This is a genomic window from Stenotrophomonas sp. C-A (genome assembly GCF_054030835.1).
This window is the reverse complement of record NZ_CM132916.1, coordinates 4728913-4744828: the sequence shown is the minus strand read 5'-3', so window position 1 is coordinate 4744828 and position 15916 is coordinate 4728913. Positions and strand designations below refer to the sequence as shown.

Here is a 15916-nt window from a genome sequence, read left to right as displayed (position 1 = left end):
AGTCGTGGTGGCCGCGCGCGCCTGCGCACCGCCGGTGGAGGGGTTAGGTGAACAACATTGCCGACAGCACGAAGTTGAACATCAGCACCAGCAGCGAAGCGTTGACCACCGCACGGGTGGTCGCCACCGAGGTGCCTTCAATGGTCGGCTCGGCATGGAAACCAACGTAGGCGGCGACCAGCGCGGCAGTGCCGCCAAAGATCGCTGACTTCAGCATCGCCACGCCGAAGTCGTCCCAGAAGTCCACGCTGTTGCGCAGCGCCGACCAGAACACGCCGTTGTCCAGGCCCAGCACGTGCACGGCTTCGAAGTAGCTGGCGCTGATCGCCAGCGAACAGAAGATGCCGGTCAGCAACGGCACAGTCAGCACCGCCGCCCAGAAGCGCGGCGCCACCGCCTTGGCTACCGGATCGATCGCCATCAGCTCCAGCGCCTTGATCTGGTCGGTGGCACGCATCAGGCCCAGTTCGGCGGCGATCGAACTGCCGGCGCGGCCGATGAACAGCAGCGCGGTCAGCACCGGTGCCAGCTCACGGTACAGTGACAGGCCGAGCAGGGTCGACAGCGCGTCGGCCGCGCCGAAGGTGGTCAGCGTGCGGTAGCCCTGCAGGGTCAGCACCAGGCCGACGAAGGCACCGCCGACGGCGATGATCGGCAGCGAGCGCGCGCCGATCTTGTAGATCTCGCGGGTCAGCTCGGCCAGGAAATCACGCGTGGGCAGCGAACCGCGCAGCACGGTCAGCGAGAACAGGCCGGCGCGGCCAAGCGAGCGGGTGGCTTGGACGAACGGCATCAGGCAACCCTCGCGCGTGGCGCGGCATCGAACGGAATCGGGCCATCCGGCTGGCCGTGCAGGAACTGCCGCAGCAGCGGGTCCTGGCTGGACTGCAGTGCCTCGGGCGTGCCCTGGAACACGATGCCGCCATTGGCGATCGCGATCACCTGGTCGCAGATCGGCAGGGTCTCGTGCACGTGGTGGCTGACGATGATGCTGGTCAGGCCCAGGCTGTGGTTGAGGCGCTGGATCAGGCTCATGATCACCCCCGAGGCGATCGGGTCCAGCCCGGTCAGCGGCTCGTCGTAGATCATCAGCGGCGGGTCCAGCGCCAGTGCACGGGCCAGCGCCACACGGCGCGCCATGCCACCGGACAGCTCGCGCGGCCAGGCATCGGCGGCGGCCAGCAGGCCCACCGCATGCAGCTTCATCTGCACCAGCCGGCGCAGCACGGCGGTCGGCAGGCGGGTGTGCGTACGCAGCGGCAGGACGACGTTCTCGGCCACGGTGAGGTCGGTCAGCAGGCCGTTGCCCTGCAACAGCACGCCCACGCTCTTGCGCATTTCCAGCAGCGCGCCGCTGTCATGCGGGATCGGCTTGCCGAACAGGGTGACCTCGCCGGCGACCGGGCGCAGTTCGCCGGTCAGCGCCGCCAGCAGGGTCGACTTGCCGCTGCCGGACGGACCGAGCACCGCAGTGATGCTGCCCTTGGGCACCTGCAGCGACACGTCGCGCAGGATCGTGCGTCCGCTCCGGTCGATGCGGACGTTGGATAACTGCACCAGACTGGAGGTGGAAGCCGACATGGGCACCATTAACGTTTTTTAGACATCGAAGGATCGGACCCGTCGGCTGAACATAAGCAGACTGGACGGTCCAGTATTGTTGCACGGCAAGGCCTCGCGCAGGCCGGGACAATCACCCGGCAGCCCGGAACAATCCGTACCGGCGATGGGCTGACCATTGAATACTGCCTGCCGTCCTGCACACTGTGCATGATGAGTGACCCAGGCAGCGATTTCCGCCTCTACCATTCCAACTCCCTGGACGTGCTGGCCGCGCTGCTGGCGCGCAACGTGCGTGCGCCGGTACCGGGCCAGCCGCTGCTGGCGCCGGAAGTGGTGCTGATCCCGCAGGTGGCGATGCGCCGCTGGCTGCAGGCGACACTGGCCGCCGAATTCGGTGTCGCCGCCAACCTCGAATTCCTGACCCCGGGTGAGTTCGTGGCGCGCGCGCTGAAGGCCAATGTCAGCGGTGAGCAGGACGATCTGGACGCCGCCGGCCTGCACTGGAAGCTGTACCAGGCGCTACGCGATCCGTCGCTGCTGGCGCAGCCACCGATGCGCGCGCTGCAGTCCTATCTTGCCGGCGATGATGCTCTGAAGCCGTGGGCGCTGGCCGGCGAGCTGGCCTCGGTGTTCGAGAAGTACCAGGCCTGGCGCCGTGACTGGCTGCTACGCTGGGCGGCCGGCGCCGATCCGGCCGATCCACAGGCAATCCTCTGGCGCACCATCACCCGGGGCCACGACTACCGCGCCCGCCGCATCCAGGAGTACCTGGACCGCTTCGAAGGCGCCGGCCAGCCGCTGCCGAAGGGCTTGCCGCCGCGCATGTCCGCGTTCGCAACGCTCAACATCTCGCCCGACGTGCTGCGGGTGATGGCCACGCAGGCACGGGTGGGCGAGCTGCACTTCTATATGCCCACCCCGGTGCAGTCGTACTGGGGTGACCTGCAGACGCTGGCCGAGCGCCTGCGCAGCGGCGCGCCCGATCCCTTCGGTGAAGCGGCCGGCGAGAACCGCCTGCTGGAAGCCTGGGGTGCGGCCGGGCGCGACTTCATGGCGGTGCTGGGCAGCTACGAGGTGGTGCATCCGGCCGGCGAGATCGCCGCCTATTCCGATCCGGAAGAGGACACGCGCCCGACCCTGGACGAAGGCGGCCTGTCCGACAGCCTGCTGCATCGCCTGCAGCGCGATATGTTCCACCGCCGCGCACTGCCCTCGGGCGAGCTGCGCGACGGCCTGCGCAGCGACGATCCCAGCCTGCAGGTACACGCCTGCCATACCCGGCTGCGCGAGCTGCAGGTGCTGCACGACCAGCTGCGCAGCCTGCTGCAGGACCCGCGCTTCGACCCGCCGTTGCAAGCACGCGAGATCGCGGTGCTGGCGCCGGACATCGATCCCTATGTGCCCTACCTGGAGGCGGTGTTCGGCGGTCGCGGCGGCGAGGAGGAGCACATTCCGTATGCGCTGGCCGACAGCAGTCCACTGGCGGGCGAGCCATTGGCCGATGTGTTCGTGCACCTGCTGGGCCTGCCGGTCTCGCGCTTTGGCTTGAACGAAGTGCTGGACCTGCTGGCCAGCGCGCCGCTGGCCGAAGCGGCTGGGCTGGAAGCGGTGGACTTCGATCGCCTGCACGGCTGGCTGCAGCAGGCCGGTGCACGCTGGGGCCTGGATGCGAAGCACCGCAACCAGCACCAGGCACCGGCCGACGACGCCTACACCTGGCAGTTCGCGCTGGATCGCCTGGTACTCGGCCATGCCACCGGCAGCGATGCCGACCTGGCAGGCGTGGCGCCGTGGATCGAACTGGAAGGCGGCGCGCTGGACGCGCTGGACCGGCTGCTGCGCCTGCTGCGCGTGCTGGCGATCTATCAGCGTCGCCTCGGCGAGCTGCTGACCCCGGCGCAGTGGCGGCAGCGCCTGCTGTCGCTGCTGGATGCACTGTTGCCCACCGCGCCCAGCTCGCCCAACAGCCAGCGCGCGCTGGAGCGCCTGCGCAAGCTGCTCAACCAGTTCGCCGACGATGCCGCCAAGGCCGGTTTCGAAGACGGCGTGCCGCCGGAGGTGGTGCGTTCGCACTTCGCTGGGGCGCTGGGTGAGGCCGATACGCGCGCACCGCTGCTGACCGGTGGCATCAGTTTCGGCCGCATGGTGCCGATGCGCCTGCTGCCGTTCCGGGTGATCTGCGTGCTCGGGCTCAACGATGGTGATTTCCCCCGCCGCGACCCGGCCGCCGGTCTCAACCAGCTCACCGCCGAGCTGGATACGCCGCGTCGCCGTCCAGGTGACCGCTCTACCCGGGAAGACGACCGCTTCCTGTTCCTGCAGCTGTTCGCGGCCGCGCAGGAGGTGTTCTATCTCAGCTATCTCGGCGCCGATCCGCGCGATGGCAGCGTGCGGGAGCCGTCGGTGCTGGTCAGCGAACTGATCGATGCCGCCGCCGCGTATCACCTCGATCCGCCTGCGGCGGTCCGGGACTTCACCGTGCGTCACGCCTTGCAGCCGTTCTCGCCAGCCGCGTTCGGTGATGGTGATCCACGCCGCTTCAGCTATCGCCGCCAGTGGCATCCGGCCGCCGGTCGCCTGACCGGCCAGCGCGGTGGCCTGCAGCCGTGGTTCGATGCACCGTTGCCGCCGCCGCTCGACGATGCGGTGGAAGAGGAGGTCGCGCTCGATACCCTGCGCCGTTTCCTGTGCGACCCGGCCGGGCAGTTCCTCGCACAGTCGCTGGGCCTGCGCCTGGCCGACGATGTCGAGGAGGTTGATGACCTGGAACCGCTGGTGCTGTCCTCGCGCGGGCCGGAAAAGCGCAGCGTGCAGGCGGCGGTGGTGCGCGCCACGCTCAGCGGCGATACCGAGCCGTTGTACCCGCGGCTGCGGGCGCGCGGCCTGCTGCCCTCGGGTCCATTGGGCGAGCGCCAGTTCGAGGTGGAGCAGTTGAAGACGCGCCCGTATGCCAGCGCGCTGCTGGGCTGGATGCAGGGCGAACCATTGGAAAGCCGTCGCTACGAAGTGGACATCGATGGCGTGCGCCTGCATGGCCGCGTGGCCGATCGGCATCCCGAAGGGCTGGTGCGCCTGCGTGCCGGCACGCTCAATGGCAACGCAGTGATTCGTCAGGGCCTGGACTGGCTGCTGGCCAACGCCGCTGGCGACGCGCTGCCACTTGTGCAGTTCCACGATGGCGGCGACGCCGGTCCCGGCCCACATGTGCTTCCGGCACTGAGCGTTCCGGCTGCGCGCGCGGCGCTGCGTGCGCTGCTGCAGTTGCGCCAACGTGGCCTGCGTGAGCCGCTGCGCTTTGCCCCGTACACCGGCTGGGTGCTGTACAACGCGCCGACAGAAAAACAGCGCAGCGAAGGCTGGAAGCAATGGCACGGCAGCGACCGCACCTGGGGTGAATCCAGCAGCGACGCCTGGCAGCTGCTGCTGCGCGGCGCAGACCCGTTCGCCAGCGATGCCAGCTATGCCGACCTGCTGCGTAACAGCCAGGTGGTCTTCAGCGCGGTGCGCGAAGGCCGCACTCTCGGCGCCGAAGCACGCCAGGAGGGCAACGCATGAGCACCGCCATCGCCGAAGACGGCATCGAATCCCTCAGCCGTGATCCCTACCTGACCCTGCCGCTGGACGGCATCCGCCTCATCGAAGCCAGCGCCGGCACCGGCAAGACCTTCACCCTGGCCACGCTGTTCACCCGCCTGGTGGTGGAGCAGGGCCTGCGAATCGGCCAGATCCTGGCAGTGACCTTCACCGACGCCGCTACCCAGGAACTGCGCAAGCGCATCCGCGAGCGCCTGGCGCTGGCCGCACTCCTGGTCGATCTGGAACCGGCCGAGGGCGAAGCGCCGGACGTGCGCCTCACCCGCGCGGTGCTGCAGCGTCATCTGCACGAGGGCAGCGAAAGCGCCGCCGCATTGAAACGCCGTCTGCAGGTGGCGGCCGACGAGATCGATCTGGCGTCCATCTTCACCATCCACGGCTTCTGCACCCGCGTGCTGCGCGAGCATGCGCTGGAGAGCGGCCATACCTTCGATCCGCCGGAACTGCTGGCCAGTGACCGCGAGCTGCTGGAGGAGCTGGCGGCCGACCTGTGGCGGGTGCACGCCAACGACCCGGCCACGCTGGAGCCGCTGACCTGGCTGTGGTCCAACCCGGACGCGCTGGCCGCCGATCTGCGCGCGTTGCTGGGCACGCCACCGCTGCATCCGCTGCCACAGCCGGTGACACTGGCCGATCCACACCCGGCATTGCAGAGCGCGGCAGAAGCACTGTCCGCAAGCGTGCGCGAGCATGGCGAGCAGTTCTTCATCGACCTCTGCGATGCGGTCGACAACAAGTGGCTCAACGGTGTGTCCTACAAGTTGGGTTGGCTGCATCCGCTGGGCCGGCAGCTGCTGGCCTGGGCCGGGCGCGCCGATCCGCGTGAGCTGCTGGCCAGCGAGCGCCTGCCGGCGCTGCTGCCGGAGGCGCTGGCCGCCAAGACCAACAAGAAGTTCGCCGAGCGCACGCCGTCATCCGCTTTGCAGGCGCCGTTGGCGCGCTATGTCGCGCTGCTGGCCGAACGCGATGCCTGGTTGCGCGCTACCGCGCTGAATTTCCTGCACGCGCTTCGCGCCGACGCCACGCAGCGGCTGCAGGCGCTGAAGCGCACGCGCCGGGTGCAGACCTACGACGATCTGATCGATGGCGTAGCGCTCGCCCTCGAAGGCCCGCAGCGACTGACGCTGGTCAGTCAGCTGCGCGCGCAGTACCGCATCGCGCTGGTTGATGAGTTCCAGGATACCGACGATCGCCAGTGGGGCATCTTCCACACCGTGTTCGGCGATTCGCCGGAGGTGCGCGAGCTGGGCCTGGCGCCGGCGTTGTTCCTGATCGGCGACCCCAAGCAGGCGATCTACGGTTTCCGCGGCGGTGATATCCACACTTACCTGAAGGCCAAGCAGGTGGCGCAGCAGGCGCCGGTGCTGGACCAGAACTTCCGCTCGCGACCCGCTGTGCTGCGCGCGCTGCAGGCGCTGTACGACAACGCTGGCGAAGACGCCTTCCTCGAACGCGACATCCAGTTCGAGCCGGTGCGGCCCGGTGGCGTGCGCAGCGATGCGGACTACCAGCGCGACGGCCATGCCGCCGCGGCGCTCACCCTGCGCGTGCTGCGTAGTGGCGGTGACAAGGCGATGAGTGCCGACGCCTCGCGTGACGCGGCCACCCAGGCCTGCGTGGCCGCCATCCACCAGATCCTGGTCGAGGCGCGTGCGGGCAATGCCGTGTTGCGTGGGCGCCCGGTGCAGCCCGGCGACATCGCGGTGCTGGTGCGCTCGCATCGCGAGGCCACCCTGGTGCAGCGCGCGCTGGCCGCGGTCGGCATTCCCGCGGTGGCAGCCGGCAAGCAGAGCCTGTTCGCCACCCCTGAAGCGCGTGATCTGCGTGCGCTGCTGCTGGCACTGCTGCAACCGGCTGACGAAGGCCGCCTGCGCGCAGCGCTGGCCACGGTACTGCTCGGCCAGCGTGCAAGTGCGATTGCGGCGATGGAACGCGAGGGCGACCTGCAACGCGGGTTCCAGGCGCAGCTGCTGCATTGGCGCGAACGCTGGCAGCGCGGCGGACCGTTCGCGGTGATCGCCGATGTCTGTGCCGCGCAGGGCGAGCGCCTGCTGGCGCTGATCGATGGCGAGCGCCGCCTCACCAATTACCTGCAGCTGGGTGAACTGCTGCAGGAAGCCTCGGCGCAGGCGCTGGGCATGCACGGCCTGCTGGATTGGCTGCAGGGGCAGATGGCCAGCGCCGATCAGGATGACGAGCAGCAGCTGCTGCGCCTGGAATCGGATGCGCGCCGCGTGCAGATCATCACCCTGCACAAGAGCAAGGGCCTGGAGTATCCGCTGGTGTTCCTGCCCTTTGTCGGCATCGACGGCGGCGCACCGAACACCGCCTCGCACTGCACCGTGCACGTCGGCGGCGAGCGCCAGCTGCACTGGAAGCTGGACAAGGACGAGGCCTGGGAAGCGGCCAGCACGCAGCGTGAGCGCGAACAGCGCGCCGAGGATGCGCGCCTGCTGTATGTGGGACTGACCCGCGCCGAGCATGCGCTGTGGATCGCCGTGGGTGATCTGGCCGGGCTCGGCAAGACACGTCTGGCGCCGCTGCTGGGCGACCTGCAGGCGCTGCGCGCACACGCCGATGTGCACATCGATGACAGTGAGGCACCGGCCGCGCTGCCGCAGCTGGCGGCCGAAGTGGAAGGTGAGCTTCCGGCGGTGCGTGCACTGACCCGGCGCGTGCCGCATGATTGGTGGGTTTACAGCTTCACCCAGCTGGCCCACGCAGACGCCGGTGCCGGCAACGATATCGAAGCGGCCGCCACCGAGCTGCCGGCACCGGCCGCCGACGAACCGGCTGGCCCGGAACTGCCGCTGGAACCGGCGCTGCCGGAACCCGCCGCCGTCGTCGAAGACAGCGCGCCGATCGACCCGCGCTTCATGGGCAGCCGCTTCGGCAATGTGCTGCACGAGGCGATGGAGAACATCGACTTCGCCGCATGGGGTGACTGGCAGCCAGGCCTCGAAGCGCCCGAGGGGCAGGCCGAGGTACTGCGCAAGGCACTGCACGATGAAGGCTATGCCGACGTCGATCTGGACGACGGCGTGGCGGTGTTGGTGCCGTTGGTTGGTCACACGCTGACCGTACCGCTGCCCGAAGGCGGCGCGCTGCACAGCTTGGCCGAAGGTGAACGCCGCGCGGAAATCGACTTCCATTTTGCTATCGAGCCGACCACGGTGCCGGCGCTGCTGCAGGTGCTGCATGCGCATGGCGTTTCCAGTGGTCGTCGAGGCTTCGGCCAGCGCCGTCGGCTGGAAGGGCTGATGACCGGCATGATCGACCTGACCTACGTGCGCGACGGGCGCTGGTACGTGCTCGACTACAAGTCCAATCGCCTGCCCGGCTACAGCCCGGACCTGCTGGCCATCGCCATGCGCCACAGCGAGTACGACCTGCAGGCGCTGATCTATACCGTGGCCCTGCATCGCTGGCTGCGCTTCCGCCTGGGCACAGCCTACGACTACGAGCGCGACATGGGCGGTATCCGCTATCTGTTCTGCCGCGGCCTGGATGCCGCTGGCAATGGCGTGCATGTGGATCGTTTCCCGTTGGCGTTGGTAGATGCGCTGGACGCGCTGTTCGCCGGTGGCGAACAGGCCCAGGCCGAACTGGCCGCACGTGTCCGTGGAGCCAGCGCATGAGCCTGCTGAAGGAGCTGCACAAGAAAGGCCAGCTGCGCACCCTGGACCATGCATTGGCAACCAGCCTGCAGCGGCTGCGCGACGACACGCCCGAGAGCGTGGCGCTGGCGGCGGCGCTGGCCTCGCTGGCGGTGTCGCAGGGCCACGCCGGTTTCGATCCGGCGCAGCCGCAGCGCCTGCTGGAAGGCGTGCCGGAATGGCCGGAGGCGCAGACCTGGCTGGCACAGCTGCGTGCATCGCCGTGGGTGGCGACACCCGAGCAGTCCGACACCATCGCCGAGGATGCGCCGCTGGTGCTGGAAAACGGCCTGCTGTACCTGCGCCGCTACCGCGAGTACGAGCGCCAGCTGGCTGCCGGTCTGCAGCGCATCGGTCGGCATCCGCTGCCGGCGCCGGACATGACGGCGTTGGTGCCGTTGTTCGCGCAGCTGTTCCCGCAGGCATTGAACAGTGAAGATCACCAGGCACGCGCAGCCGGCGTGACCCTGCGCCATCCGCTGGCGCTGGTTACCGGCGGCCCCGGCACCGGCAAGACCACCACCATCGCGCGCCTGTTGCTGCTGTTGGCGGCACAGGCCCGGCATGCCGGCCAACCGCTGCCCGAGGTGGCGCTGGCCGCGCCTACCGGGCGCGCCGCCGAACGCATGGCCGAGAGCCTGCGCGTCGCCGTGCAACGGCTGCAGGAACAAGGACTGGACCCGGCGTTGTGTACGGCGCTGCCCAGTACCGGCACCACCCTGCATCGCCTGCTCGGTGTGATTCCCGATTCACCGCGCTTCCGTCACCACGCCGACAACCCGCTGCCGGTGGATGTGGTGGTGGTGGACGAAGCCTCGATGATCGATCTGCCGATGATGGCCAAGCTGGTCGATGCGATCGCCAGCGGCACCCGCCTGATCCTGCTCGGCGACCCCGATCAGCTGCCGTCGGTCGAGGCAGGCGACGTGCTCAGCGCGATCCTGCGCGCCAGCGGTGATGGCATCGGCACCCGCGCTGATGACGCGCAGGCACTGCATGGTCTGCTGGCGCCGGCCACCTTGCAGCCACAGGCGGCACCACGCGCCTTTGCTGGCCGCCGCGTGCAGCTGCAGCGCGGTTACCGTCAGAGTGATGCGCTGGACCTCGCACCGCTGGCGCATGCCGTGCGCGAAGGCGACAGCAGCACCGCATTGCAGCTGCTGCGTGGCGGTTCACTGGCTGGCGTGCATTTCCATGAAGGCGAAGCCGATCCATTGCGTGGCCAACGCGAGCATCTGCTCGGCCACTGGCGCGCGCTGGCCGAGGCCGCTGATCCGGTAAGTGCCCTGCAGCAGGCCGGGCGTCTGCGCGTGCTGACCGCGCTGCGCGAAGGCCCGCAGGGTGCGCGCGGCCTCAACAGCCGCATCGAACAGTTGCTGGCCGGCAACACCCCGGGCTACTTCCAGGGCCGCCTGCTGCTGGTTACCGAGAACAGCTACCGGCACCGCCTGTTCAACGGCGATATCGGCATCTGCCTGCGCGATGACAGTGGCGCGATGGTGGCCTGGTTCCCGGGCGACAGCGTCGACCAGCCACGCGCCTTCCACCCGGCCGCACTGCCCGCACACGAAAGCGCCTTCGCGATGACCGTGCACAAGGCACAGGGCTCGGAGTTCGATGAAGTGTGGCTGCAGCTGCCACGCCAGGACAGCCGCGTGCTGTCACGCGAACTGGTCTACACCGGCCTGACCCGTGCCCGTCAGGTACTGCACGTAGCAGGCAACGCAGAGGTGCTGCAGGCGGCGTTGAAGCGCCACGCCAGCCGGCTGGGCGGGTTGGCCTGGCGGCTGGGTGCGGAAGAGGTGGCCGAATTACCGGCACGCATCGAACAACCTGCGGTGCAGGGCACGTTGTTTTGACGTGCGCGATGCGCTTCCTGTAGAGCCGAGCCATGCTCGGCTGATGGGCCACGGAGTCGAGCGTGGCTCGACTCTACAAGAGCGCGCGCCGATCGTTTTGGCGTTCATCCACGTATGGCGTGGATCTACGCGATGAGTACCAGCCCATCCGGGAACACGATTGCCGCTTCATCAGCACTTACATCGAAGAAGCCCACGCCGTGCTTCTCGGCCAGGTCCTGCACGCGTCCGTGCGCGCGCTCGGCCACCGAGTACGCGAACGCGCCGTAGATCACCTCGCGGCCGATGCTGTACTCGGTCACCTCGGCACGGTCGTCATCGTCGTTGCTCAATGGGCCGTCCAGGGGTGGAAATTCCTGCGCCATTTCCGCGAACCAGGCCTGCAGCGCCGGGCTGCTGACCGTCGGGTCGTCATACTCGTGGCGTTCGTTCCACTGCGTCTGCTTCTCGAACCAGGCGATGAAGGCCGCCGCCTCACGTGGGGCGGCGCTGGCCTCGAACACCATCATGTCGTAACTCATTGAACCATCCTGCTGGCGTGGCGAAAGGCTGCCGGGCATCGCCCGGCGCCACCGATCATTATCAGGCTGATGCAGCGCCGGCGTCCGCCCACCCCGGCGCCAACGCCTTCGCCTCCGGGAACAACGCGAAGCGCAGGCCGATCAGGCCCATCAGGGCTTCATCGCGGGCCTTGCAGGCGGCCACGCTGCCGACCCGGCCCAGCGAGGTATCCAGCCGCTCGCGCAGCGCCTCGGCCGCCACAATCGGTTTGCGCGCGGCGATCTGACGGCGGTAATGCCCGGCGATCTCTTCCAGGATGTGCTCGACCGCCTCGCGGCTGCGCTCGGGCAGTTCCAGACGGGCGCGGCGCAGCTGCAGGATGTTCAGGCCGATGCGCGCCTCATTGAGCATATCCACCGAAGCGATGTCACTGCCCTCGGGCGTCGCCGCCAGGCGCGGTGCGAGCAGGCCCAGCAGGTCGAGCATGCGCGCGGCGAAGCGCTGGCGGTCCTGCTGGCCACGTCCTTCGGCGGCTTCGGCTAGTGTGGTCCAGCCCTGCCGCACCAGCCGGTGCGCGGTCCATTCGGCACCCACCGAACGGAACAGGCGGGTCATCACCACCGCAAAGCCAATGCCGATGAACATTGCGATGGACGAGTTGAGGAAGGTCTGGATGTTGGCGCTGTAGGTGTTCTGCAGGCTCAGCAGCGCAGCCAGGTTCACTGTCAGCGGCAGCGCGAACAACGCGCTCTTGGGGTGGTGCAGCATCAGCCCCAGGGGCAGGAACGCCACCGCCAGCACCAGTGCCAGCAGGCCGAAGTCGTGCACGGCCGGGAACACGCCGAACAGGTACACGCCGGCCACCACCGAGGCGACCATCGCCCACACCAGGAACGACACCATGCTCGGTGCCGGATCGTCCTGTGCGGCGAAGAACGCGGCGGTCACCGCGGCCATCATCGCGCCGTTGCCGCCGCCTTCCCATCCCAGCGCGATCCACAGCACGCAGTAGCTCATCAGCGCCACGCCGGCACTGAGCGCGGAGAACAGCGCCATGCCGTAGTCGACGTGCTTGTCGGCGGCCACGCGTTCGGTGCGGATGCGGTAGTGCGCGCGGTCCAGCGGCGCGGTGCCGTGGTCGATGGCGTGCTGCAGGGTGCGGCAGTCCTGCCACAGGTCCACCAGTTCTTCCAGGCGCAGCAGCAGGCTGGCCAGCTGCAGGTGCTGCAGGTCGCGGTCCACCTGCGGCTTCAGCGCACTGATGCGCGCGCGCAGGCGGGCGTACTCGCTGGCATTGGTCGGCCCGTCGAGCCAGTCGTGGATGGCGTCGATCAGCTCCGGCAGGCCTTCCGGCAACGCCTGGCCATCGCTGCGCAGCGCACTCAGGCGGTCGGCGATCGAGGACAGCACCGGCAACAGCAGCAGCATGCGCTCGCGCAGGCGCTCCATCGACACCGCTGACCCTGCATGGCGTGGATCATCGCGGCGCAGGAATTCGATCAGCGCCTCGAACTGCACCAGATCGGCGGCCAACCGGTTGCGTGGCGCGTGTGCACGGCCACGTTCCAGGATCTGCCGGCACCACTGCGCGGCGTCCTCCATCCAGTTGCCGATGCGGGCGCGCAGCATCGGGCGCACCGAGGCCGGGAACAGCAGCGAGGCGAACAGCACCGCCACCACCGTGCCGAGGATGATCTCCTCGCTGCGCGCCACCACCGTGTCGAAGATGGTTTCCGGCGAGGTCACTGCGGGGAAGCCGATGAAGGCGGTGGTGTAGCCGGCCAGCAGGAACGCGTAGCCGCGCGGCCCGCGGTTGAGCAGGGCCATGAACAGGCAGCCGGCCAGCCAGATCGACATCGCCGCGCTCAGGACCAGCGGCGTTTCCACCAGTGCCGGCAGCACCAGCAGGGTGGCCAGGCCGGCCACCAGGGTGCCGACGATGCGGTACACGCCCTTGGCACGGGTAGGGCCCAGCAGCGGCTGGCTGACGATGTACACCGTGCCCATCGCCCAGTACGGGCGCGACAGGTTGCCGGCCATGGCGATGTACAGCGCGGCCACCGCGGCCAGGTAGGTCTTGATCGAGAACAGCCAGGCCTGGCGGTCGGTCAGCGCGTTCATGGCTTACTTCGCTGCGGTCGAGGCGTTGGGCGCGGCGGCGCTGGCCTGCCAGCCACCACCCAATACCAGGAACAGGTGGATCTGGTCGCGCGAGACCTGCGCTTCGGCAGCGGCCAGGGTGGCATCGCTGGTGGCCAGGCTGCGGTCGGCATCCAGGCTGGACAGGTACGGCGTGCGGCCACCCTGGTACAGCCGGCGGTTCTGCTCGGCAGCCAGTGCGGCCTGTTCCTGCGCGATGCGCAGCGACTGCAGGCGGCGCAGGTCCTGCGCATAGCGGTCCAGCGCGGTCTGGGTCTCGCGCAGCGCCTGCAGGACCGTGTGGTCGAACTCGGCCAGCGCCGCGTCGGCACCGGCTTCGGCGGCGTGGATGCGCGCGTGCGTGCCCGACGACGGCAACGTCCACGAGATCAGCGGGCCGATCGACCATTGCTGGGTCATCGGCGTGCCGAAGTCTTCCAGCAGGCCGGCGGCACCCACCGAGGCACCCAGGCGGATGTCCGGATACAGCTCGGCGGTGGCCACGCCAATGCGCGCGGTGGCCGAGGCCAGCTTGCGTTCGGCCTGGCGCACGTCCGGGCGGCGCTGCAGCAGCGCACGGCCATCACCGACCGGCAACGGCTGCGCCAGGCTGGGCGCGTGTGCGCAATCGATCACGCCGGCTGGCAACTGGCCCGGGGTCTGGCCCAGCAGTGCGGCCAGCGAATAGGCGGCTGCCGACCGCTGGGCCTGCAGCGGCGGCAGTGCAGCTTCCAGCAGCGCTACCTGGGCATTGGCGCGGGCCAGCTCCGGCGGCGTGCCACGGCCAGCCGCGATCAGGCGCTCGGTAACGGTGCGGCTGCGTTGTTGCAGCTGCAGCGAATGCTCGGCCACGTGCAGTTCGTGGTTGGCATGGCAGATTTCCAGGTAGCTGTCGGCCACCTGGGCGACCACACTGACCTGGGCCAGATCGCGTGCCGCCGCCACCGACTGCTCGTCGGCACGCGCCGCTTCGGCGCCGCGCTTGAGCTTGCCGAACAGGTCGAACTGGTAGCTGACCGCGAACTTGCCATCGGCCAGGTTGATCACCGGCAGCTCGTGCTCCTGCAGGAACGATTCGGCCGACAGCTGCGCGCGGCTGACGCCGGCCTCGGCCTCGTACTCGAAACCACCGGCGTCCAGCGCCTGTTCGTACACGGCGGCGGCGCGGCGCAGGTGCGCATCGGCGGCCTTCAGTTCCACGTTGTCACGCAGCGCCTGGGTGATCAGCCCATCCAGCACCGGGTCGTTGTACAACGACCACCAGCGGTCGGGCAGCGCCTGGTTGGCGGCCACCTGCGGGTTCTGCGTATCGATGAAGGCCGCATTGGCCTCCGGGCGCTTGAACGCCGAGCCTTCCGGCAGCGCGTAGTCCGGGCCGACGGTCCTGCACGCGGCCAGGCTGGCCAGCGCGACGATCAGGCCGAGACGGGGCAGGGTGGCGTTCACAGGCCCGCCTGTGTCGGCGCGGTGCCGACCTTGTCTGCATGCTTGGTGCTGTTGGTCTGTACGGTCACCGTGGCGGTACGGCCGGCAATCAGCTCAACGCCCTTTGGCACTTCGTCGATGGCGATGCGCACCGGAATGCGCTGCGCCAGCCGCACCCAGTCGAAGGCCGGGGTCACGTTCGGCAGCAGGGTGCTGCCGTTGCTGCGGTAGCGATCCTCGATGCCGGCGGCGATGCTCTCGACATGGCCGCGCAGCGGCGCCGATTCGCCCATCAGGCGGATGTCCACGCGCTGCCCCGGGGCCACGCCGCGCAGGCGGGTTTCCTCGAAGTAGCCGTCGATGCGGAACGAGCCGGTGTCCAGCAGCGCCAGCACCGGCTTGCCGGCCACCACGTAGTCGCCCACGCGCATGGTGCGGTCGTTGACCCGGCCATCGGCCGGTGCGCGCACCTCGGTGCGGCCCAGGTTGAGCTCGGCCAGGTCGACCGCCGCCTGTGCGGTGCCCAGCGCAGCCTGTGCTGCCTGCAGCTTGGCGCGGCGTACTTCGGCGTCCTCGGCGGCGACCAGATCCTGCAGGCTGCGGTCACGGCCGATTTCGCGGCGCAGCTGCGCCACCGAGGCCTGGCGCTCGGCCAGGCTGGCGCGTGCCTGCTCCAGCGCGATGCGGTAGCGGGCGCGATCGACCACGAACAGCAGGTCGCCCTTCTTCACTGCCTGGTTGTCGGCCACGTCCACCGTTTCCACCAGCCCGGACACGTCCGGCGCCACCTGCACCACGTCGGTACCCACATGCGCGTCGCGGGTCCACGGCTCATCCATGTAATAGACCCACAGCTGGCGCAGCACCAGCAGGGCGACGATCACCGATGCGCTGGTCAGCAGTATGGGCAGGGTCTTCTTCACGATCTTGTTCACGATTGCATCCAACGCAGGAGGTGGAACAGCAGGCCAAGCACGATCCCGTACAGCGCCAGGTTGAACAGTGGCGGGTGCCAGATATGGCGATAGGCACCGGCACGCTGCAGCAGCGCGTGCAGACCGCTGTTGACCAGGTAGGCCAACAACATCAACCCGAGCAGGGTCGGGACGAACACTCCGTGGAGACTGAATTCACCGGGCATCGGTAGGGGCGGGGGCGAGGTGGGGGAGGGGAGGGACA

The 15916-nt window shown here is 69.0% G+C and carries 10 protein-coding genes; 3 read left to right on the top strand and 7 right to left on the bottom strand.

Annotation, left to right across the window (positions count from 1 at the left end):
- Positions 1-43 precede the first annotated feature (43 nt).
- Together ACW5IY_RS21930 and ACW5IY_RS21925 are read right to left on the bottom strand one after the other, a co-directional pair.
- Positions 44-793 (bottom strand): MlaE family lipid ABC transporter permease subunit, encoded by a 750-nt coding sequence (locus ACW5IY_RS21930; protein WP_005414955.1) that lies wholly within the window; start codon positions 791-793, stop codon positions 44-46.
- Positions 793-1581 (bottom strand): ABC transporter ATP-binding protein, encoded by a 789-nt coding sequence (locus ACW5IY_RS21925; RefSeq protein WP_049436080.1) that lies wholly within the window; start codon positions 1579-1581, stop codon positions 793-795. Before ACW5IY_RS21925 ends, ACW5IY_RS21930 begins: the two co-directional genes overlap by 1 nt.
- A 189-nt stretch (positions 1582-1770) precedes the next feature.
- On the opposite strand from ACW5IY_RS21925, the gene recC reads away from it, so the two are divergent.
- The 3 genes from recC to recD are packed head-to-tail and all read left to right on the top strand — an operon-like array spanning position 1771 to position 10672.
- Positions 1771-5118 (top strand): exodeoxyribonuclease V subunit gamma, encoded by a 3348-nt coding sequence (gene recC, locus ACW5IY_RS21920; protein WP_049486897.1) that lies wholly within the window; start codon positions 1771-1773, stop codon positions 5116-5118.
- Complete coding sequence (gene recB, locus ACW5IY_RS21915) at positions 5115-8795, top strand: exodeoxyribonuclease V subunit beta (RefSeq protein ID WP_049436077.1); 3681 nt, start codon at positions 5115-5117, stop codon at positions 8793-8795. Before recC ends, recB begins: the two co-directional genes overlap by 4 nt.
- Positions 8792-10672: an exodeoxyribonuclease V subunit alpha gene (gene recD / locus ACW5IY_RS21910; RefSeq protein WP_049436075.1), complete on the top strand. Its 1881-nt coding sequence runs from the start codon at positions 8792-8794 to the stop codon at positions 10670-10672. Before recB ends, recD begins: the two co-directional genes overlap by 4 nt.
- A 125-nt stretch (positions 10673-10797) precedes the next feature.
- On the opposite strand, the gene ACW5IY_RS21905 is transcribed toward recD, so the two are convergent.
- The 5 genes from ACW5IY_RS21905 to ACW5IY_RS21885 form a co-directional block, all read right to left on the bottom strand.
- The gene (locus ACW5IY_RS21905; protein ID WP_049436073.1) at positions 10798-11193 is read right to left on the bottom strand and encodes a hypothetical protein; all 396 of its coding nucleotides are present in this window, start codon (positions 11191-11193) and stop codon (positions 10798-10800) included.
- A 61-nt stretch (positions 11194-11254) separates the two neighbouring features.
- The gene (locus ACW5IY_RS21900) at positions 11255-13294 is read right to left on the bottom strand and encodes an FUSC family protein (protein WP_049436072.1); all 2040 of its coding nucleotides are present in this window, start codon (positions 13292-13294) and stop codon (positions 11255-11257) included.
- Between the two features lie 3 nt (positions 13295-13297).
- Entirely contained in the window at positions 13298-14758 is a 1461-nt protein-coding gene (locus tag ACW5IY_RS21895; RefSeq protein WP_049436069.1) for an efflux transporter outer membrane subunit, read from the bottom strand.
- Positions 14755-15672, bottom strand: coding sequence for an efflux RND transporter periplasmic adaptor subunit (locus ACW5IY_RS21890; RefSeq protein ID WP_049436067.1), 918 nt, complete (start codon positions 15670-15672; stop codon positions 14755-14757). Before ACW5IY_RS21890 ends, ACW5IY_RS21895 begins: the two co-directional genes overlap by 4 nt.
- A complete protein-coding gene (locus ACW5IY_RS21885) occupies positions 15669-15878 on the bottom strand; it encodes a DUF1656 domain-containing protein (protein ID WP_005411696.1) in 210 nt (69 codons plus the stop codon). The genes ACW5IY_RS21890 and ACW5IY_RS21885 overlap by 4 nt, the downstream gene beginning before the upstream one ends.
- Positions 15879-15916 lie beyond the last annotated feature (38 nt).

Bases quoted from the DNA above. Each gene is read 5' to 3' on its own strand.
- recC (WP_049486897.1), top strand. From the start codon at position 1,771: ATGATGAGTGACCCAGGCAGCGATTTCCGCCTCTACCATTCCAACTCC.
- ACW5IY_RS21905 (WP_049436073.1), bottom strand. From the start codon at position 11,193: ATGAGTTACGACATGATGGTGTTCGAGGCCAGCGCCGCCCCACGTGAG.
- ACW5IY_RS21900 (WP_049436072.1), bottom strand. From the start codon at position 13,294: ATGAACGCGCTGACCGACCGCCAGGCCTGGCTGTTCTCGATCAAGACC.
- ACW5IY_RS21930 (WP_005414955.1), bottom strand. From the start codon at position 793: ATGCCGTTCGTCCAAGCCACCCGCTCGCTTGGCCGCGCCGGCCTGTTC.
- recD (WP_049436075.1), top strand. From the start codon at position 8,792: ATGAGCCTGCTGAAGGAGCTGCACAAGAAAGGCCAGCTGCGCACCCTG.
- recB (WP_049436077.1), top strand. From the start codon at position 5,115: ATGAGCACCGCCATCGCCGAAGACGGCATCGAATCCCTCAGCCGTGAT.
- ACW5IY_RS21925 (WP_049436080.1), bottom strand. From the start codon at position 1,581: ATGTCGGCTTCCACCTCCAGTCTGGTGCAGTTATCCAACGTCCGCATC.
- ACW5IY_RS21885 (WP_005411696.1), bottom strand. From the start codon at position 15,878: ATGCCCGGTGAATTCAGTCTCCACGGAGTGTTCGTCCCGACCCTGCTC.